This is a genomic window from Pseudoalteromonas sp. C2R02, assembly GCF_018860845.1.
Classification (GTDB): domain Bacteria; phylum Pseudomonadota; class Gammaproteobacteria; order Enterobacterales; family Alteromonadaceae; genus Pseudoalteromonas.
On the sequence record NZ_JAHKQC010000052.1, the window covers coordinates 120,161 to 138,778 of the forward strand.

Annotated in this window: 20 protein-coding genes; 7 read left to right on the forward strand and 13 right to left on the reverse strand. The window is 33.9% G+C overall.

The window, feature by feature from the left end; all coding sequences use genetic code 11:
* The first annotated feature begins 4 nt into the window (after positions 1 to 4).
* Both KO527_RS24550 and KO527_RS24555 read left to right on the forward strand, forming a co-directional pair.
* Positions 5 to 235 carry a hypothetical protein gene (locus KO527_RS24550; protein ID WP_216042874.1) on the forward strand — a complete coding sequence of 77 codons (231 nt, stop codon included), beginning with the start codon at positions 5 to 7 and terminating at the stop codon, positions 233 to 235.
* Positions 210 to 1,157 carry a lipase family protein gene (locus KO527_RS24555; RefSeq protein ID WP_216042875.1) on the forward strand — a complete coding sequence of 316 codons (948 nt, stop codon included), beginning with the start codon at positions 210 to 212 and terminating at the stop codon, positions 1,155 to 1,157. Before KO527_RS24550 ends, KO527_RS24555 begins: the two co-directional genes overlap by 26 nt.
* A gap of 195 nt (positions 1,158 to 1,352) precedes the next feature.
* On the opposite strand, the gene KO527_RS24560 is transcribed toward KO527_RS24555, so the two are convergent.
* From KO527_RS24560 to KO527_RS24575, 4 genes are all read right to left on the reverse strand, one after another.
* Positions 1,353 to 1,994: a hypothetical protein gene (locus KO527_RS24560; protein WP_216042876.1), complete on the reverse strand. Its 642-nt coding sequence runs from the start codon at positions 1,992 to 1,994 to the stop codon at positions 1,353 to 1,355.
* A 3-nt stretch (positions 1,995 to 1,997) separates the two neighbouring features.
* Positions 1,998 to 2,486, reverse strand: a complete 489-nt coding sequence (locus KO527_RS24565; protein ID WP_216042877.1) for an RNA polymerase sigma factor — start codon at positions 2,484 to 2,486, stop codon at positions 1,998 to 2,000.
* Between the two features lie 166 nt (positions 2,487 to 2,652).
* Complete coding sequence (locus tag KO527_RS24570) at positions 2,653 to 3,462, reverse strand: EcsC family protein (protein WP_216042878.1); 810 nt, start codon at positions 3,460 to 3,462, stop codon at positions 2,653 to 2,655.
* Positions 3,463 to 3,609: 147 nt separating this feature from the next.
* A complete protein-coding gene (locus tag KO527_RS24575; RefSeq protein WP_216042879.1) occupies positions 3,610 to 5,454 on the reverse strand; it encodes a hypothetical protein in 1,845 nt (614 codons plus the stop codon).
* 455 nt (positions 5,455 to 5,909) lie between these two features.
* Here KO527_RS24575 and KO527_RS24580 point away from each other — a divergent pair, with 455 nt between their 5' ends.
* Positions 5,910 to 6,839, forward strand: a complete 930-nt coding sequence (locus KO527_RS24580; RefSeq protein ID WP_216042880.1) for a hypothetical protein — start codon at positions 5,910 to 5,912, stop codon at positions 6,837 to 6,839.
* 125 nt (positions 6,840 to 6,964) lie between these two features.
* On the opposite strand, the gene KO527_RS24585 is transcribed toward KO527_RS24580, so the two are convergent.
* From KO527_RS24585 to KO527_RS24595, 3 genes are all read right to left on the reverse strand, one after another.
* On the reverse strand, positions 6,965 to 7,207 hold the full coding sequence (locus KO527_RS24585) for a tetratricopeptide repeat protein (protein WP_216042881.1): 243 nt from the start codon (positions 7,205 to 7,207) through the stop codon (positions 6,965 to 6,967).
* Positions 7,208 to 7,226: 19 nt separating this feature from the next.
* Positions 7,227 to 8,150 (reverse strand): alpha/beta hydrolase-fold protein, encoded by a 924-nt coding sequence (locus KO527_RS24590; RefSeq protein ID WP_216042882.1) that lies wholly within the window; start codon positions 8,148 to 8,150, stop codon positions 7,227 to 7,229.
* A gap of 98 nt (positions 8,151 to 8,248) precedes the next feature.
* The gene (locus KO527_RS24595) at positions 8,249 to 10,309 is read right to left on the reverse strand and encodes a winged helix-turn-helix domain-containing protein (protein ID WP_216042883.1); all 2,061 of its coding nucleotides are present in this window, start codon (positions 10,307 to 10,309) and stop codon (positions 8,249 to 8,251) included.
* A 150-nt stretch (positions 10,310 to 10,459) separates the two neighbouring features.
* On the opposite strand from KO527_RS24595, the gene KO527_RS24600 reads away from it, so the two are divergent.
* Positions 10,460 to 11,611, forward strand: a complete 1,152-nt coding sequence (locus tag KO527_RS24600; protein ID WP_216042884.1) for an esterase — start codon at positions 10,460 to 10,462, stop codon at positions 11,609 to 11,611.
* Positions 11,612 to 11,686: 75 nt separating this feature from the next.
* On the opposite strand, the gene KO527_RS24605 is transcribed toward KO527_RS24600, so the two are convergent.
* Positions 11,687 to 12,571 carry a LysR family transcriptional regulator gene (locus KO527_RS24605; protein WP_216042885.1) on the reverse strand — a complete coding sequence of 295 codons (885 nt, stop codon included), beginning with the start codon at positions 12,569 to 12,571 and terminating at the stop codon, positions 11,687 to 11,689.
* Between the two features lie 136 nt (positions 12,572 to 12,707).
* On the opposite strand from KO527_RS24605, the gene KO527_RS24610 reads away from it, so the two are divergent.
* Both KO527_RS24610 and KO527_RS24615 read left to right on the forward strand, forming a co-directional pair.
* The gene (locus KO527_RS24610) at positions 12,708 to 13,313 is read left to right on the forward strand and encodes a short chain dehydrogenase (protein WP_216042886.1); all 606 of its coding nucleotides are present in this window, start codon (positions 12,708 to 12,710) and stop codon (positions 13,311 to 13,313) included.
* A gap of 67 nt (positions 13,314 to 13,380) precedes the next feature.
* The gene (locus KO527_RS24615) at positions 13,381 to 13,551 is read left to right on the forward strand and encodes a hypothetical protein (RefSeq protein ID WP_216042887.1); all 171 of its coding nucleotides are present in this window, start codon (positions 13,381 to 13,383) and stop codon (positions 13,549 to 13,551) included.
* 41 nt (positions 13,552 to 13,592) lie between these two features.
* Here the strand turns inward: KO527_RS24615 and KO527_RS24620 are convergent, their stop codons facing one another.
* Positions 13,593 to 14,150 (reverse strand): hypothetical protein, encoded by a 558-nt coding sequence (locus KO527_RS24620; protein ID WP_216042888.1) that lies wholly within the window; start codon positions 14,148 to 14,150, stop codon positions 13,593 to 13,595.
* A 703-nt stretch (positions 14,151 to 14,853) separates the two neighbouring features.
* Between KO527_RS24620 and KO527_RS24625 the strand changes: the two genes are divergently transcribed.
* The gene (locus tag KO527_RS24625; RefSeq protein ID WP_216042889.1) at positions 14,854 to 15,426 is read left to right on the forward strand and encodes a hypothetical protein; all 573 of its coding nucleotides are present in this window, start codon (positions 14,854 to 14,856) and stop codon (positions 15,424 to 15,426) included.
* 352 nt (positions 15,427 to 15,778) lie between these two features.
* On the opposite strand, the gene KO527_RS24630 is transcribed toward KO527_RS24625, so the two are convergent.
* From KO527_RS24630 to KO527_RS24645, 4 genes are all read right to left on the reverse strand, one after another.
* On the reverse strand, positions 15,779 to 16,219 hold the full coding sequence (locus KO527_RS24630) for a hypothetical protein (protein ID WP_216042890.1): 441 nt from the start codon (positions 16,217 to 16,219) through the stop codon (positions 15,779 to 15,781).
* A gap of 72 nt (positions 16,220 to 16,291) precedes the next feature.
* Complete coding sequence (locus KO527_RS24635) at positions 16,292 to 16,888, reverse strand: cyclic nucleotide-binding domain-containing protein (protein WP_216042891.1); 597 nt, start codon at positions 16,886 to 16,888, stop codon at positions 16,292 to 16,294.
* A 218-nt stretch (positions 16,889 to 17,106) separates the two neighbouring features.
* Positions 17,107 to 17,844: a hypothetical protein gene (locus tag KO527_RS24640; RefSeq protein WP_216042892.1), complete on the reverse strand. Its 738-nt coding sequence runs from the start codon at positions 17,842 to 17,844 to the stop codon at positions 17,107 to 17,109.
* Between the two features lie 104 nt (positions 17,845 to 17,948).
* Complete coding sequence (locus KO527_RS24645; protein ID WP_216042893.1) at positions 17,949 to 18,527, reverse strand: pyridoxal 5'-phosphate synthase; 579 nt, start codon at positions 18,525 to 18,527, stop codon at positions 17,949 to 17,951.
* Between the last annotated feature and the right edge of the window lie 91 nt (positions 18,528 to 18,618).

The window sequence follows — 18,618 nt, forward strand, 5'->3', positions numbered from 1 at the left end:
TAATATGCGTGATTTGACACCTAAAATAGCGGTAAAGCTTGCAGAGGCAGCGTATGAAATAAAAGACAAAGTAGGTGGAGTGTATGAGGCTGAAACATTAAAAGAATTATCAAAAGATTTTGACTTCAATCTCTCTGACAATGTGGTTCAAGGCACGAGTGGTTCATTTATGGAGCATATTTTTAAACATAAAACCGGTTTTGCACTGATTGGCACAGGTAAAAAAAACTGGTAATTATAGTGGTCATACTGTAATCGCACTGCGAGGCACAGCCAATAAGCGGGATGCTGTTACCGATATGCATTGTGGTTTAAGCACCAGTGCAAATAATTTGCCTGCTCATGCAGGATTTAATAAAACATTTAATTCGATTAGACCTGTATTAAATAGCTATTTTACGCAAAACAATACAGGGCCTGTGCATTGCGTTGGCCACAGCTTAGGTGGAGCATTGGCTAATTTAACTGCTAATTGGTTGCATAATAAGCAAAATGGACGACCGATTAGTTTATATACTTTTGGCGCACCAAGAGTGGGGTATGCTAGCTTTGCTGATAAAACGAGCAATGGTTTACATCGGGTTTTTCGTTGTTTGCATACAGCAGATCCAGTGCCGTTATTACCATTTTGGCCTTTTGTTCATACAGAAGGGGAATATACACTTAATGCAGCCCCAACAATAAGTGCTAATGCCCATAAAATGGCAGGCAATGCTCCAGGTTATACTAATACGGCAAGTGCTTTTAAAAGTTTTGCTGCGGTAAATAAGCGAAATGCGCATTGGCATAAAGAGCAAGTAAGACTTGATTATGAAAAACGTCACCAAGCAAGCTTTACTTCAAAATGGGCTCATAGATTAGGAGCCGCCTTAATTACCTTATTGAGAGATACTGGTTACTTGTATGAAATTCAACATATGATCACTAGCGGTTTAACCTTCTACGATAAAATAGCTTTATATTTGACTAAAGTTGCGAACATGCCAGGTAAGTTTGCCGAACAACAACGGGGTTTGCTAGGTCATATGTTGGTATTTGCTGGTAAACGTGGGGTTGAAATTACTGAAATGTCATATAAATTTATTCGTTGGGTTTTATCCGTTACCCTTGATAAAGTAGCACTTGTTGCCGGGCATGCTTTAAGTATGAATAAATAAACAAGTGGTATAGATTTCACCGTAACAAAACTTAAAGTGATACTAGAAAACAATGCTGACGACGATATTTTAAATAACTTATCGCTGTAGTTTACTAGCGTAGCCAGTCACTAAAAACTTGTTAAAAGAAAGCTATTCCATATTGTGGAATAGCTTTTCTTTATGAATAGATAAAACAGTCTTTTGTTTAATCGATTACTTTCGCAATTCTTCCATATCTGCAATCAGTTCTGCTAGTTTTTTAAATTGACGACCATAAACAATATTGAGATCTAAGCGATATAAAGCTTCAGCGAATCTTGCCACAATGAGCGTCACAGTAACTAAACCAATTAATAGATAATAAGGCAATCCTAAGATGATAATACCGGTTGGAAGCGCTTCAAGGAGTTGTGCAATCAGTCTCGCCCCGTCATTACTCACTATCCCTTGAACCGCTAAGCCAATAAATAACAAGGGATAAAACACCTTATAATATTGTGCGTATGCAGCCATAGAACTGTTTAACCAGTTATTAAAATTCATAATATAGTCATAACTGCTTTGCCCTTTAGATAAGTTCACCGATTTGTTTAACTCTCTTTTAGCAATAAACATCAATGGCAGCATCAAACAAAAAAGATATATTCCTAAAAATGGTAACCCGTTAATGCTCATCATAATGAGAACAAATATGCTGCCTAAAACAATCGCTTTTAAATTTTGAGAGAACATATTCCTTAACTTATCTACAATATTTTGAGACTTGCGATCGTATAGGTTATTAATTTTTGGCGCTGTTAGGCTTGGCTCATTAACAAAGCCATTTTTCCATATTGTTTCGATTGATTTTGTCATGAATTAATCCTTTTTGTTCAAAATAGTATTTAGTTTGTCTTTTATTCGGGTTATACGAACACCAATATTATTGCTATTGCTTCCTATAATATCGGCTATTTCTTGATATGACTTTTCTTCAAGGTAAAGCAAAATTACTGCTCTATCGGTTTCCGATAAATGTTTAATCGCACTGTATAGTTCGTTAATTTCATCACTGACAAATGCTTTACTATCGTCTATTGCTTCTTCTGGTAATGTATCTGAAATGATTTCTCTGCTGCCACTTTTGCGACGTTTTAAATAAGTGAGGCATACATTAAGTGAAATACGGTATATCCAAGTAGACCATTCACTTTGTTGATTAAAATTATCTTTACTACGCCATATTTGCAGACAGACCTCTTGATAATAATCTTCAAAATCTTCTTGGCTATTCGTATAAGCACGACAAATTTTTATAATAATGCCCGCAAAAGGCAGTATCGATAGTTGGTAAAAGTCACTTCCCATTTAAATTTGATAATCCATTTTATTGTTATGCTTAAGTTAGTGGCACGAGGGAAAGGTTTATTACATTCATAATGAAATTATTTTAATTTTTCTGCAAGTGTGAAGCTTTATAAGAAGATTAGGTTATAGCTGTATAAATTAATTGCAGACACTGTCTTGAAAAACACTACTTAGGTAATAACTTATATTGTTGTCGAATCGCATTTTCGCCGTATTTTCTTTCTAATTTACGCACAATAAAGTGACCTTTTGCCATATCTTGGAAATGATCGATAAAAAGCGTATTTATTGCGGCACCGCCAATAGCACCAATGGCAGGTATAGCCTGAGCTGCAGCTTTTTGTGTAATTTGAATACCAAATCGTTCGGCAATAATAGTCATAAACTTAACGATTACTGGGGCTGCTTCTTTAGCCATGCCATGTTTTGCTATGTGCTCAGCAGCTTCAACTGTTGCTTGGGCAAGCATTCCTCTTATTGCAAAGTAGCCTGACTCTGCACCATCGTCTTCTTTACTGTTACCGCCTAAAGCAAATACTTGCAAGCAGGCGAGTTTAGTTCCATGGTTTGATATATGTTCACCTTGTTCTCGAGCAATATCTGCAATTGAGCGTAGCATAAGCGTAGTTGAAATTGGCAGTTCAACAGACAGTGCTGCAAAACCAAAAAAACCACCCACAGCACCACTTGTCGCAGCGCCTACTTTATGCCAAATATTTGAAGACGATTCTCCTGGAATATCTTTCATTGTATAAAGTGCCGCATCAGCAGCTTTATCTAATGCCAAGTGAGTCACTCCGCCGAGCTTTTGATTCCAATTACTTGGTAATTTATCAATCAATAGCTCTATTGGTGTGCCAACATAATCAGTGATTTTGGCCGCGAGGCTTGGGTTTTCAAGTAGTGCTTTTGCACGTTGGAGCTCTTGCAAATGTTCTGGGGATATAAGTTGAGATTTACTACTTGAAATTGTCATTTTTAAAACCGCATTTTTGGGGGATAGTCACATTGTAAATTTTATTATTTGGCTATTAATAAAACTATAGGGAAGTTGTTTTATATTGTAATTAATTATCTTAGCTAACTCGAACTTTAAAAGTTACAAACGCATTTTGCTGAATACTTAATAGCCTCTTAGTTTATTTTCAAGTTCTTTAATTTTATCTTGTGAGCTTTCTACAGAACGCGTTAAACGCTCGACTGTAGATGAAGAACTGTCTTTGACAAATAAAAGCTGTTCCATCAGTTTATTTTTTTCTATTTTTGCTTGTTTACTATTTGTTACTTCGATAGATAGATCTGCTCTTAGAGATTTTATTTGTTCCACCGCTTCTTCATTAGATAATGTTAAGCGTTCCACCGTGGATGTTGTACTTGTTTTGATAAAGTTTACTTGCTCTAATAATTGGTTGTTTTGCTTTGTCAGTTCTAAAATTTTACCATTTAATTCTATTGTTTTTTCTTTATTTAAGTCAATAACTTGAATCTGGTGGTCGATTTCCTTTTGACTCTTTTTGTTTTCTAACTCTAAAGAAGCTATTTTTTCTTGTTCTTGATGCAAATCGGCTTCTAGGTTTTTGATCGTCTCATTTTTATCATTTAAGATTGAATTATGCTCATCTATCGTGTGAGTTAGCTGTGTCAGTTCACTTTTATTCGCCTGTATTAAATCAGAAATTTGTTTATCTTTTTCCTGTGTTAATTTTGCTAATTCAGCTTTATTCGCCTGTATTAAATCAGAAATCTGTTTATCTTTAGCTTGCGTTGATTTTTCTAGTTCAGCTTCATTTTTTTGTATTAAATCAGAAGTTTGTTTATCTTGTTCTTGGGTTAATTGCGCTAATTCAGCTTCGTTCGTTTGAGTTAAATCAGAAATCTGTTTATCTTTTTCTTGCGTTAATTGTGCCAATTCAGCTTCATTGGTTTGTATTAAGTCAGAGATCTGTTGATCTTTTTCCTGTGATATTTCTTCTATATTAGTTTTAGTCTGGTTTAATTCTTCTAATGCATCTTTATTTGTTTGCTCTAAAGTTGATGTCTTTCCATAAACTTCTCTAGTTAAAGTATCAATTGATGCTTGATGGCTTTTATGCAATTCTAGAATTTCTTTATCTTTACTTTGAGTTAACTCTTCAAGATCTACTTTATTCTTTTGAATTAAATCAGAAATTTGTTTATCTTTTTCCAAAGTTAGTTGAATAAGTTCTTCATCTTTCTTTTTAGTTATTTCTGCAATTTCATTATTTTTAGTTATTTCAAGTTCAGCCAAAGCTGAGGCCTTGTGTTGTAACATGATTGAAGGGTTACTTTCTGTACTTAGATTTAATTTATGAAGCAGTTCTTTATTGCTATCGGTTAACTTTGATATTTTACTATTTTTTATTTTAGTTAACTCAGCAATCCCTTTATCGTTATTCTCCATAAGAGCTTGGATTTCTATCTCTTTTTTATGTGTTAACCTATCTATTTCTTCTTGCTTTGCACGCAGTAGGTTTGAAGTTTTCAGCTCAAATTCAGCTTGTTGATTTTTTATTTGATTCTCAAGGTAGGCTATTTTTTCATCTTTATTTAACAGCTCAGATCCCTGTGTCTGTGACTCTGTAAATGAAGTCTCGGATAAACTAGCCGTTATATTTTCTTTATGGGGTAAGTTATATGCATAAAGTTGATTTGATACTTCTGATTTTATAGCTTGGATAATTGAATCATTTAACTTAAATTCCTCTGTGTCTTCCATAGGTGCAGATGAAGGGCCGTTCCCCAACTTATCTTGTTTGACAGTTAGATCTGCTCCTAAGGTTGGGTTGTAATCACTTTGTAATGAATCTTTTCTCCATTGCTTATATAGGTTGAATACTTCTTTTCTTTCACCCGATGTTTTTTCCATTACAGTTGTTACTGAGATATCCTCACCTGCCGCGACTAATGCATCACAAACTTTTTTTACTTCACTATATTTAATTGTCATATTTCAAATTAACCTTAGTTTGCATCATTTTAAATCAGCTGAATTATTAGAAATCCCTTTAAAATATAAATCAATTTAAGTATAGCCAGCTGGCAAAGTTTACGCATGTTTAGAAGTGAAGAAAAAAAGTTGCATAGAACTTACTTTATAAAAAATATATTTTAGTGATATTTTTTATAAAGTTTACTGTTCAACATTTCTGGTATATTTAAATTTAAATTCAGATATTTAAATCGATTTGATATGCGAGAACATAGCCTGAGGCATAAATAAATCCGTGATGCTTGGAACTATTAAATCATCTAACCTGAGATTGCTAATTTTAACTCATTAAAAAAAGGTACAAAGTTCTTACTATTAGAATTAACTTAAGCTAAAGTGAATTTTAAGGATCATATGGATGTTAGCAATTAGTTTCTGTATGTCTAAATTATAACAATCGATTAGGGGTTTATATGTCCAGAAATAATAAACAAAGATACGATGGGGCGCTTGAATACATAAGAACTAAAATAAGCACTAATCTAGCGAGAGAAATTCAGCTAAAAGTTACAACCACGGCAATGGAAAAATCAATAGGTGGCAAAATATCTTTAGCATTCAGAAATTATAAAGACGCAGGTACAAAGCAACAACATTGGGCTGTTCGTGCTTTATGTATGTGCCAAGAAGTATTTTTGAAAAATACAGATGTGTCTGAATTTGTGAGAAGTAGCGTAAACTTAACAACTACAAAAGATTTTTATTTAAATAAAGCTGAAGATTTAGTTAAAAAAGCGATTAGATGCTATGAGGCCGATAGTACAGCGACAATTCAAGAACTTGCTGGTATAGGAGGTAATGAAATGCTTACGACAGACAATACGCCTTATGAAACATCATTGCGTTCAGATAAAGGCATGGGCACTAGCTCTCCAGTATGTTTTCATGCAGTAAGGTGTTGGTTATATAAGGCTGGGTTTGTTTCATTGCGATGGATGGCAACAACAGGATATAGTTTAACGGCTAATAACTGTAATCAAATATTAGGGCAGGGCCAAATAATTACGCCTGATCAAATTGATAATATTCCAGTGGGCTATTTATTTAACTTTCATGCCCAAGGAGATCAAGCCGTTACACATTGGGGAATATCATTGGGCGCAGGTATGGCTGCAGGCTCAAATACAACACCAGGTGAATTAGATTATCGTAACGGGAAAAAACCTATATTTACGACTTTCGATAGAGGTCAAAGTACCTACGGTGTTTTTGATTTAACAACGGCTTACAATGTGTGTAGTAATAAATACCAGTTAGGTGATGTAAAATCTGGCAAAGTCGATAAATGGCGAGATATTGTTATAAGGCAAATTAACCCTAGAGCGGTTACTACTTACTTTTAAGGCAAATTGTAAAACATAGTGTAGCAACCTATTTTTATTGAACTTGTATAGAGTAAATGCTACTCAGCACTTGCTAGTAGCATTGATTATAAAAGGGAGTGTGTGACTGGAGGTTAATATAACTTCTATTTTATAGAGTCACTAACAAGCACAGTTAATCTATCTCTTCTGTTAATGTATACCTTGTAACCACTGTCACCTTCTTTGGCTAGGTTTAAAGCTAAATTTACTTTTTTAAGTGCTTCGTCATAACGATTTAGTCTTTCATAAATATAAGCTAAACCATTATAAGCGCTGGCTAATTCAGGATATAATTTCTGATTATATTTAAATATTTCAAGGGCTTTTGTTTCTTCTTCATTATTCACTAAATAATATCCTAACTCTCTAATATCCTAACTCTCTAATAACCCACTCTGGCGGTGCGATTATTTCACCGCGTTGTAGTGATAAACGAGTGTAATAGTCCTTTATAGACTTCACTCCATCTTGTAATTCTCTATTAGGCATTCTTAAAGGTAAAAACAGGTTTTGGTATGCGTGAAAAACACCTGCGGCGGAGGTTAAACCATGAGGAACGTTATTAAATTCGTTTGAAACAAGTTTAAATTTATCAGGCTGATTATTTTGTAAATAAGAATGTAAATCATCATATACTGCACGCATTTCACCGGCTTCTTCACCTATATTCATATACAAATAATTATCTAAGTGTTTTGCTTGAGACATAAAGGCTTTAGTCTTTTTAGCTGTGGTGCGATCACCCCACCAGACGGCCGGACTGTATGCCATATGCGCTTGGAATAGATGAGGTCTAGACTGAAGGCTATGAATCGTAAATAGTCCAGCTACAGATGCGCCAGAGATAACTTTAAAATCATGAGTTTGATACTTATTATTTATGTACGGGATTAATTCTTGCTCTAGAAAGTCGAGAAATTTATCCGCGCCACCGCCTTGTCCTACAGGACCTCTTGGGTCGCGATTTACTGTAGGTGCAAAATCTCTTGCTCTATCAGTATTTTCAATTGCAACCATGATAATCTCTGGTGCACTGTCTGCTTTTTGTAGTTTATGCATCACTTCAGTTATCAGAGGTAAGTTTTCTTTACCATCAAGCCTATAGATAACAGGGTACTTTTTGTTTTTATTAGTCCCATAACTTTCAGGGACTTGAACAGTGATAGTTCTTTCTTCATTTAATATTTTAGAAAATAAAACTTCTTTATACTGCGATATCTGATCAGCTAGAGTAAAAGGTGAAATTATTAAAATTAGCAGCGTTAAAAAAGTAATTTTTACTTTGAGCATATTTAATCCTTTATTCAAATGCAGTCAATTAATTGAGTGAAACTCGTTCAATACCCTAACTTTTTCGGTCTTTTAGGTCAAATGAGTGAGCACAGTTTTTAGTGAAGCTCAATAAGTTCTTTTTGATAATTAATCATTTGTGTAAAAAGCAACTCTGCGTTATTGACATCACTTACATAGCGCGCGGTATCAGGGAGCTGCTGCAATACTTTAAATGACTTGGAACTGAGTGAGTAGGACCATAACTCCCTATGTTTATTGATGCCAAATAATTCATTATTTTCTAATGCAAATATATTACTATCTAAATGTGCTGATAACCCTGGGAACTCGTCAGTTTTATCTTTTTTCACCCAAAACCGTTTAGTCGTATCAACATAAATTAAGGTATTGTCGTCAGTTAAATTAGCCCATTCAATGTCTTTATTAATCAGTTTAGTTACTTTTAATGTGCTCATATCTACTTGATATAAAATTGATTGGTTATCTTGCTTTGATAATACTAATAAATGATTTTTTATAGTCCATTGTAAAATCTTTTGAATAGACAGCTGAATATCCACAATTGATGAGCCACCTTTTAAGTCAAATTTTATCAGTTTGTTTTTATTGATTCCTATTAAGTGCTGACCATCATTTGACCATGCAAAACTGACAGATTGTATACCGTATTTTAACTGACTTATTTGTTTGCTATTTTTGCCATCAAACAGCCATAATTGTCGTTTTCCTGAGCGTTTAGAAATAAAGGCAATATTGTTACCTTTTGGCTGAAATTGGCCATTTATATCACTGGAGTTTGAACGCGCGATTGTATGTAATTTTAACTTACTCACATTAGACTGATTAAGCTTTATTAATGCCATATCAGAATCCGCCATTGCTTGAGTTACTAGGATTTTTTTACCATTGGGATGAACGCTTGGGCTATAAATACCATGCTGATTTAGGCCATTTATTCTTTTTAAAGAACCATCAAAAAATATTTGAAATAATCCTTCATGGGTTGCTGTTATTAGGTAGTCTTCAAAAGGATGATAATGAATATAGTAGTTATCATTAAATGAGAGCCCCTCAGGTGGTTTTAATATGGCACGAGATAATACTTCGCCAGACATATTAAGCTTTTCTACTATATGTTGTTTATTTTTCGTTGTACTTATTACTGCAAATGCATGGTTAGCAAACGAATAATCATAGCTATAAATATAAGTATTATGAGGTGTGTATAAATCGGTTAACTGCTCAGTTCTAGGGTTATAAGCTTGTATTTTTTGAAGTTGATTTTCATGCTGACGTAAAAAACCAATTTGACCTTCAGGTAACCATCGTGCTGAAGCTGCTTGCTGATTATTACACACTAATCTTGTTGTGGTATCTTGCGGCGATTTTAATGCCTTGGCGAAATCTAATGTGACTAATTGCCAACATTGTTGTGGGTCACTTTTTATTGTTTGGCAATGACTTTGTGCTACAAATGCCAGTTGATTGCCATCTTGTGACCAACTGCGAGTACCATATATGCCCGACTTTTTTGTTAATTTAAATTCTTCATGTGTTTGTAAATCTTTAGCCCAAATATGGCTTTCACATGAGGTGATATTTCGTTGAAAAACAATATATCTACCATCTGGAGAATATTGTCCATTAGACTCTCTTTCATCACTATAAGTGAGAGGCTTAACTTGATTAAAGTTGAGTGTTGAATTGTCTTCAAACCAATAAAAGGTAATAAATATACACAAAACTAAACTTATAAAACTCAATGCGTACTTTGTATTTTTGGCGCTACTTATATGGCTTTTATTAACTTTATTTGCTGTCGTTTGGTGGGGTTTAACATCGGCAATTAAGCTATAACCCAGTTTTGAATGTGTTTTAATAATGGTTTGTTGCTTACTGTTATCGCCCAGCGCTTTTCGTAACTGTGTAATACAGCGCTGCAAGCTGTTTGGTGCAACAATACTGTCTTGCCAAACACTGGCCATAATGGATTCGTGGCCCACTACTTGATCACTATTTTCTACAAGCATATTTAATACTGCCATCGCTTTAGACGGTATATTTGTAACTATATTATTATGTGATATTTGATTGCGAGAGCAGTCAATAAAGTATTCATTTATCCAAAACTGCTGTGGCATTCCGTTAATTTCCATTTGATAATTCGCGTTAATATTATATCTAACGTCATGAAAAATAAACTATTCAGGTAAAAATCAGCAAATTATCAGCTTTATTCATTTATTTTAGCAACATAAAAGATAGCTTGTTCGTAAAACAAACAAAAATTTTAATATAGGAAAATTATGAATATATTGTTTAAGATAACTTTACTGATATTAGTGTTAATAAGCGCCACAGCTAAAGCTAGCAGCACACAAGAGCAGATAGAAATTGTTCACCCTGAATTTTCACAACCTTTAGTTTTTAATGTCACATTACCTGCGGGATACGCAAAAAACAGTGATAAATCTTATGTTTTAATGTTTGATTTTCACCCATATTCAAATACCTATTTAAGCGGCATGCATGATTGGATGAGTCATAATGGGCAATGGCCTTGGCTGCAAACAATTATCGTTACGCCAGTGGTTGGTAATCGCGCTGGAATGTTATTTGACATAACAGGTAAAACCATACCGTTATTGGATTTTTTTGATAAACAGTTGCTGCCAACAATAGATCAAAAATATAGAACCAATGGCTTTAAAATAATGAGTGGATTTAGAGACAACGGTACAATTGTATTATCGGCTTTAATCAACAAGCCAGATATGTTTAATGCTTACATTGCCATTAGCCCCGAGTTAAAAGACGATTATGCTGGCATTTTATCTACTGCATCAACAAAGTTGGCTAAGTTAGATGATAAACCGCGCTTTTTACTGTTTAGCCACGGTACTAATATTAAAGAAATGCATCAAATACCGGCATATAAAAAGCTAAATTCAATATTACAAAATTATTCAACCATACAGTTAGATTGGCACTATAAGCATTTTGAGAATAATTATTTTATGTCATTGCCTTTGCTTTCAGTTATTACAGGAATAGAAAAACTCTTTAATGATATTCATGATGGCTTATTGCCAGAATCAGAAGTGTCGAAAAAAGGTGTTAATGCCATCATTAAGCATTATCAATATTTGTCAGAGCATAAATATGGCTTTGAAATTTCACCCAAAAATTCAATAAATTCATTAGGGTTTCATTTATTAAAAACCTCACAACAAGCAGGAATACAGGTTTTTAAACAAATGATTGTTTTATATCCTGAAGATGCTTACAGCCATCATAATTTAGCCAGTGCCTATGAAAAAGTAGGTGATTTTGAAAATGCTGTAAAACACCAAAGAGATGCAGTAAAATTTGCGGATAATATGATAACTTGGCATAAAAAAAGACATCAAAAATTTTTAACCGATTATCTTTCAAAAAGTGATAATGCTTTAGAATAACCACTTTAAGCCTTGTTATATTTAATTGGTAAATTTAGAAATAAGTTGAGTCATGAGTTTGCTAAAGAGTGATCACTATTCAACTTGAAGTAAAGAAATGACCCATTTTTGCAGTGCATCCTCATTGTAACGAGGGTGCCAAGCAGCTATGACATCAAATGGGTCTGGAACGTGTTCAAGTGGAATTTCACTTAAGTTTAGCCCTTGGATCGCTCTAGAGGGTAAAAATGCAATAGAGTCGGTAGTTTCAAGGTACATAGGCACAATCGAAAAACATGGCGCTGAAACAACAATATTTCGTTCTAAGCCAAATTGCTTAAACCAATCATCTATAGAGCCTTTAAAGTTAGGACGTGAGGGTGATGCAATAATTGAGGGATAGTTTGCTATTTCTTTGAGAGAAGGGTTTGAAGTTAATAATTTTGAATTGGGAGGCGCAACACACACATGATGTTCTTCAAAGAGCTTAATTAAAGGGTAGCTATCAGGAATATAGTCAGGAAAGGCGATTGCCAAATGTGCTTTACCACTTTCCATTAATTCATGAAGAGTATCAATTTCAAAGTCTCTAACAATAATCTTTAAATTAGGAGATTGATTTCTTAATTTTGAAATCAGATCTGGTAAAACAACCTGCTGTGCATAATCGGTGGCACATATAACAAAAGTACCCTTTACTGTTTTAGGCTTAAATACTTTTGGTGATAAAAGCGCTTGAAAATCATTTAATAATTTATCAATTTCAATAGAGAGATCTTCAGCAAAAGGAGTCGGTATAAAACCATTGGTTTTTCTTAAAAATAATCTGTCATTAAAAACATCACGCAACTTTTTTAAATGCTCACTGACAGCTTGCTGTGTAAGCCCTAAGTGATTTGCTGCTTTGGACGCATTTTGCTCTTTGACCAGCGCTTGAAATACTCTTAATTGTTTAATGTCTAATCTATCTAGTTTACTCAAAATTTCACCTCGTATATAACATTGCACTCTAAACCAGTATTTATTGTATCACTTACAGTTTATTGTTGTTTCTAATTGTTATTAGAGGGCTTTACTATTGTATTCATCAAATCAAGATATACAAACGGAGATACATATGAAAACAGTTATTTTAATTGGTGCCTTAGGAAAAATGGGTCAAGCAGCATTAACAGGTTTAAGTAAACATAGAGTCATTACTGCAGGCCGCTCTGGAGATGTTGATCATATTGTTGATATTACCAATGAAGCATCAATCAGGGATCTATATAAAAAAGTAGGGCATTTTGATGCAGTCGTAAATACCGTTGGATTTTGTGAATACGCAGAGTTTAGTGAAATGACACAAACGCAGTGGATGACAACAATCATGAGTAAAATGATGGGACAAATTAACCTTGTTCGCATTGGGCAAGAATATATTGCTGATGGCGGATCATTTACTTTGATCAGTGGTATTTTAAATGTGAAACCGATTCCATTCGCTATTGCAGATGCGACTACAAGCGGTGCTATTGATACTTTTGTTAAATGTGTAGCTTTGGAAATGCCAAGAAATATTCGTATAAATGTTGTTAATCCAACTGTACTGGAAGAAGCTTGGGATGTTTATGGTGAAATGATGGCAGGATTTCAACCCGTACCAGGAAAGTTAGTAGGTAAAGCATTTGAACGTTCTGTAGATGGCTTTATTACCGGCGAAGTTATTTTTGTAGATGCTTAAATTTGTGTAAAACGAGCACTGAAATAAGTGCTTGTCATATATGGCAAGTACCTTTAAGGCGTTCGTAATGTATAAGTATATTGTTGTTTTAGCAAGTATTATTATCAGTGGCTGTAGTAATTTAAATAATTCTAATTTTGATGAATTTAGTGTAAGGCGAGATGAGTCAAAATATGTGTGTAATAAAATATCTCGACCTAAACATGTTATCAATCGATGTAAGATAAAAAATAAATAAAAAGGTTAACGCTATTTATATTTCAAATAGCGTTCATCTTTTTAAAGGTTTTTAATAGGTGTGTTTTGAGTATTCGTTTTTACTTTTATTTCTTTAAAAAGCAGTAAGCAAGTAATGATATATAAAGGTATAAGTGATAAAAATGTATAAGCATAAGAAAAGTCACTTCCTCCAAGGGCCAAAATACAACCGGTTAACGGCATAGAGATACCCAAAAAGTAATATGCTTTACTTTTATATAGCCAACCAAAAGGAATAAAATGCGAGCCAAACAGAATTGCCATTACAAAAGGAAACCAATTAGGCGTTAATTGCAGAACTAAAATGAGAACAGGCCAATATAAAAATTGAGCACAGGCTAAAACTGCGGATAAATTTGATAATGGGCCAAACTTAGCAAAAGGGTTTACTTTAAATATTTTTGAGATGAAAAAGGCGATAGGAAAAGTACTACCTGTTGCACATATTGTCCAAATTAAAGCCTGACGTTGCTCTAATTCGGTGATAAAAATAGCACAGAGGCTCATTATTATTGTGCCAGCTAAAGGGAAGCCTATTCCTTTTTTAGTAAAGCTGATTAAATCATCTCGGTTATCCATTATATCTCCAAAAAATTATTTATCTTAAGTTAATACCAAAGAGCATTTCGATTGTTTAACAGACTATCAGTATTATTTTGATTTACCAAATAAAGGTACTTTGATGGGTGGGATGATAATCAGAGGTGAGGGACTGCAGCATTATTTCATTTTGATTTTTTGATGCCAGTTTTACTTATCACTTAGTTTTTGAGTTCTATTTGAACAACTAATTAGATCTTATTTTAGAGTTATAAATGACTAATTAGAACTTATGGCCTACATAGGTCTTATTTTAATGTACACTCAGAGCTCATTTTTAACGTAATAGCATATGCTATTAATGGCTGCTGCTCCGACTTACCAGACATTAAGAGCAGCTAGGTATTTGGCTTATTAGAACGAATAGCGGATATTAGTTAAAACGGCTACGACTCCTTTTATTTTCGATAAGGATAATCTTTAATATAGATATAAGAAAAAGTTATACACTACTTTATTAATTACTAGACAAAAGGAGGTTCTAGTGAAGCATCTACCCCAAGAATTTCGCCCAGTCGAGGAGTGTTGTTTCTTCGATTGGGTAGAAAAAGGCTGTTCCGGCCCATTGGCATCAATTAACCGATATATGCCGCAGGTATTCGAAAGATATATTCATATTTGTTATCCAGCTTAGCAATTTCCCGCAAATGTAAAGCAACCCAGCTACACAAACGCTACGGATATGGAAAAAGCTAGACAGATGCTCCCTATTCGTTGGTCTACAGCAGTAAAAGATCGCTTTCCAAGGTTTAACGGAAAATCCAACTGGTTCGAAGTTGGACCAAACATAGATTATGATAATCCCTCAGTTGGAGATATTGCAGATCCACTAGAGGGTGTGCCTCCGGTTGAGGCGATAAATGCGGTCGAAAAAGCCATTTCAACTGTCACTGGACCAGAACAAGATTGCATTTTTACTTTCTGGGAAGGCTTTTGTGACACGACTCCTGAACTGTTACATTTAAGTAGGAGAAAGATTATAGGGATGTCCCAACCGCCGGGCCATTTACTTTTACAAGCTCCCCGTGCAATATTATTCGACTATTGGCGCACAGTACTCGAAAACCCTTGTTATTCGTATCCAGACTCGACGCCTCAAGCAGTCTGGAGTACCGAACGGCAATGGTTTTATGCGTTGCCATTTCATACTTACTCGTCCATTTTTGGCGGGTCAAAGGAGATGGCGAAAATAATATTTGAGTCAAAAGGCGTAGAGTCTTATGAGTTACCTGAAGGGCACGCCTTTAAATACTAAACGCCTGTAACTAATGCTATGCGCAAACCATTAATTACATGTTGAGTATTTAACAACACAGATCTAGGTGGAGCAGCATATTTCGTTGGCATTGGATCAAGTTTTTAACTCAGGTGTTTAATAATTCTAGTGATGCCAGATAGCATTTCGCTGTAATCTCCAATTGAACTCAAGAGTCTTAAGGGACGAATAATTAAACAGAGTTAATGACTGCTCAAGGCTCATAGTTGACGTTAGAAACTCAAAAACTAACATCTTCTTTATGGTATACAGCCTAGCTATGTTGCTTGAGTTCTCTTGGTGAATGAAACGTTATCCTTATTCCAAAGCTTGGAATTTTCTCATTAGGCTTTTAGACTAATGTGCTTAAAGTCTGCACTGCATTCGTATTTTTGTAAAAATAACCATTAATTTGCAAAATCGCCCAGCTAACTTCTGCGATAAAAAATAGCCATATTATTTGTGTAATATCATAATACAGAAGATAAACTAGCATGTTAGCGGCGATTAAAAGTCGTGTAATAGTGTCATAACAAGCGTACAAATGAATAGGGTTTCTTATTCGAATTACAGCCCACACAATACTGATAATTGCCATGATGTTTACAAACATAAAATGATAAGGTAAAAATTCTGGCAATGATCCTGTTAATGCTAAATCGTCATGTGTTTTATTGATTAATGTAAATACTATTTCAACTATGCCTGGTATTGCGAAAGGCAGCAACACTAATATGTCGTAAATGCCGCTTGCTTTAATAATGCTGTGATAAGAGCAACCTGTTTTTATCATTTTTCTTTCCCATAAAGTATTAAGTTTAAATAATATGTTTATGAGAATAGTGACTTAAAACCAGGCTTTCATTCACCTAGATTCATTTTTACGGATTTTACTTAATGTTTGTGGGGCAATGCCAAGATATGAAGCAACATGATAGGCTTTTACATGTTTAAAGATATTAGGGTGATCTTTTATTAATCTGTGATAGCGGGTTTGTGCATCTTCGCTCATGATTGAAAGTGTGCGCTTATACATGGGTGAAAACAAGTTATCGTGTAAATATCGGCGTGCCATTTTTTCAAATTTTTTATCTGAATTAAAAAGCTCGTCTAACGTACTATTGTCTATTACATAAAACAGGCTATTTTCAAGTGTTTCAAAGGATAAAAATGAGCCTTGTTGCTCATAATAGCTAACACTGTCATCTAAAAAATGATTATTTCCACTTGAACTGTTATCTCTAAAATAGAGCTGCCAAGTAAAATCTTTTCCTTGTGAGTCAATTAAAAATGCACGTGCGCTACCACTTTTAATATAATAAGTTTTGCTGAATATCTCACCTGCTTGATGAATAATTTTCCCTTTAGGGATCGTTACTAAAGTGAATTGACTTTCGATTTGGCTCCATTCTTGATTGTCGATAGTGACTAACTTTTCAATCTCTTGCCTAAGTTGTTTCATGGCTCAAATATGCCTAATTCATTTTGTGTTACGTAACCACAGTTGCTAGTAAATATTTCATTGTTTGCAAGTGTAAATTTATATAGACAAGCTCTTTGGTTGAAATTCCTACATGTAAAAATTTAACGCGAACATGAATAAGATATTGTTAAAATGATAATATTAATATGGACCAGAAAAGTTATTTTTTATCTAGTAAAAATTTTAATTGGTTTTACTTAATTATTTTCACTTTGTTTAAGCTTATTCAATTTTGTTTTAATTTTATCTAATGCTGCAACCCATATTGGTTCTTTGAACGGTGATTTAGGCTCTGCATTATATGACCAATGTGTTTTATTGGGTGTTATTTTATTCCAAAATTGGTCTTCAAAGTCTTTGTTATGAAATACCAAGTTTCCATTGTTTACTTCGTTTTTAAAAAAGGCGAACCAAGCATCAATAGGCTCTAAACCTGCTTGTTGAAATACAACACCGCCACCATATTTTTTATATAAAGATTGATTTATTTTCCAAATTTGAACTAAATCCCTTAAAAAGTCAGGAACATGATCTTGGTTCTGTATCTGTTTTAGGGCTGCAACTTGATGCCTTTGATTTTGATAGTGAGACAGTATTTTAGTGTTAACCTCGCGTTTTTTTAATTCAGCTTTAGAAAGGGCTCTTGACGCCTCAAGGGTTTTTAATTCTTCTATAGTTATTTTTAACTCCTTTATATCGAGTTCGCGACTTAATTTTTTAAACTCATTATATTTTTTTAAATCGTCATGTGTTGGGATTAAATTATTCAGCTCAGCGTAATGATTAAATAAGGTTGTGAAAACTTCTCTGTTACCTGAGTTTATATCCTGAACTTCGACTGGCTTTCCTAAAACTGTGGCTAAATGTTTATCTATCTGCTCTGCTGCGGCGGGGAAAGTAATGATAGAAAAGATAAAATAAGTTATGAGTTTCATAAAGATAAATCCATTTTAATACTTTAGAATATTTACTCATTAAAAATTATTTTAAACCGTAAGTCAAACTACGAGAACAAAGTTACTTTCATATATTCCTCAGCTTAAGGTTGTAAAAGTGACTTCTGCCATTGCTCATTTTTACTTTGGTATAGCTCTCGTAGGTGTAACCGGCTTTCTTTAAATGTTAAAAACTCAATTGATAAAGGTTTAATTACATATCCACCCCAATTATCTGGTTTAGGTACTTCTTGGTTTTGCATTTGTTGTTTTATTAACTCAAATCTCGTATCTAATTCTGACTCGCAAGAGAGCGGCTGACTTTGATTAAAGCTTGTAGTTGTTAATTTGGCATCTCTTGAACGTGTATACCAAAACTCAGTTGATAATTGTTCTGATATTTTTTCAGCTTGCCCTGCAATACGTATTTGCATGCCAATATGATCCCACCAAATTGTGAGCGAAACTTTTGGGTTGTCTTGTATCTCTTTTCCTTTATTGGAATCAAGGTAAGTACAGAATATAAAGCCGTTGTTATCAGCCGATTTTAAATCTACAAAACGGCTTTGCGGGAAACCATTAGCATCAATAGTAGAAATACAAACGGCACTTTTTTGTTTTAACGGACTATCTTGAAGTGCTTTTTTCCAAATGACATTAAACTTGGTGATTGGACAATCCATTTGAAAGCTCCTTTATAATATAGTTTTCTATTTTTCTATTTTTCTATTTTTCTATTTTTCTATTTTTCTATTTTTATAGTTTTATAGTTTT

Excerpts from the sequence above, each read along its gene's own strand:
- KO527_RS24550 (WP_216042874.1), top strand. The coding sequence starts at position 5 with ATGCGTGATTTGACACCTAAAATAGCGGTAAAGCTTGCAGAGGCAGCG.
- KO527_RS24560 (WP_216042876.1), bottom strand. The coding sequence starts at position 1,994 with ATGACAAAATCAATCGAAACAATATGGAAAAATGGCTTTGTTAATGAG.
- KO527_RS24565 (WP_216042877.1), bottom strand. The coding sequence starts at position 2,486 with ATGGGAAGTGACTTTTACCAACTATCGATACTGCCTTTTGCGGGCATT.
- KO527_RS24570 (WP_216042878.1), bottom strand. The coding sequence starts at position 3,462 with ATGACAATTTCAAGTAGTAAATCTCAACTTATATCCCCAGAACATTTG.
- KO527_RS24575 (WP_216042879.1), bottom strand. The coding sequence starts at position 5,454 with ATGACAATTAAATATAGTGAAGTAAAAAAAGTTTGTGATGCATTAGTC.
- KO527_RS24580 (WP_216042880.1), top strand. The coding sequence starts at position 5,910 with ATGTCCAGAAATAATAAACAAAGATACGATGGGGCGCTTGAATACATA.
- KO527_RS24590 (WP_216042882.1), bottom strand. The coding sequence starts at position 8,150 with ATGCTCAAAGTAAAAATTACTTTTTTAACGCTGCTAATTTTAATAATT.
- KO527_RS24595 (WP_216042883.1), bottom strand. The coding sequence starts at position 10,309 with ATGGAAATTAACGGAATGCCACAGCAGTTTTGGATAAATGAATACTTT.
- KO527_RS24600 (WP_216042884.1), top strand. The coding sequence starts at position 10,460 with ATGAATATATTGTTTAAGATAACTTTACTGATATTAGTGTTAATAAGC.
- KO527_RS24610 (WP_216042886.1), top strand. The coding sequence starts at position 12,708 with ATGAAAACAGTTATTTTAATTGGTGCCTTAGGAAAAATGGGTCAAGCA.
- KO527_RS24615 (WP_216042887.1), top strand. The coding sequence starts at position 13,381 with ATGTATAAGTATATTGTTGTTTTAGCAAGTATTATTATCAGTGGCTGT.
- KO527_RS24620 (WP_216042888.1), bottom strand. The coding sequence starts at position 14,150 with ATGGATAACCGAGATGATTTAATCAGCTTTACTAAAAAAGGAATAGGC.
- KO527_RS24625 (WP_216042889.1), top strand. The coding sequence starts at position 14,854 with ATGGAAAAAGCTAGACAGATGCTCCCTATTCGTTGGTCTACAGCAGTA.
- KO527_RS24630 (WP_216042890.1), bottom strand. The coding sequence starts at position 16,219 with ATGATAAAAACAGGTTGCTCTTATCACAGCATTATTAAAGCAAGCGGC.
- KO527_RS24635 (WP_216042891.1), bottom strand. The coding sequence starts at position 16,888 with ATGAAACAACTTAGGCAAGAGATTGAAAAGTTAGTCACTATCGACAAT.
- KO527_RS24640 (WP_216042892.1), bottom strand. The coding sequence starts at position 17,844 with ATGAAACTCATAACTTATTTTATCTTTTCTATCATTACTTTCCCCGCC.
- KO527_RS24645 (WP_216042893.1), bottom strand. The coding sequence starts at position 18,527 with ATGGATTGTCCAATCACCAAGTTTAATGTCATTTGGAAAAAAGCACTT.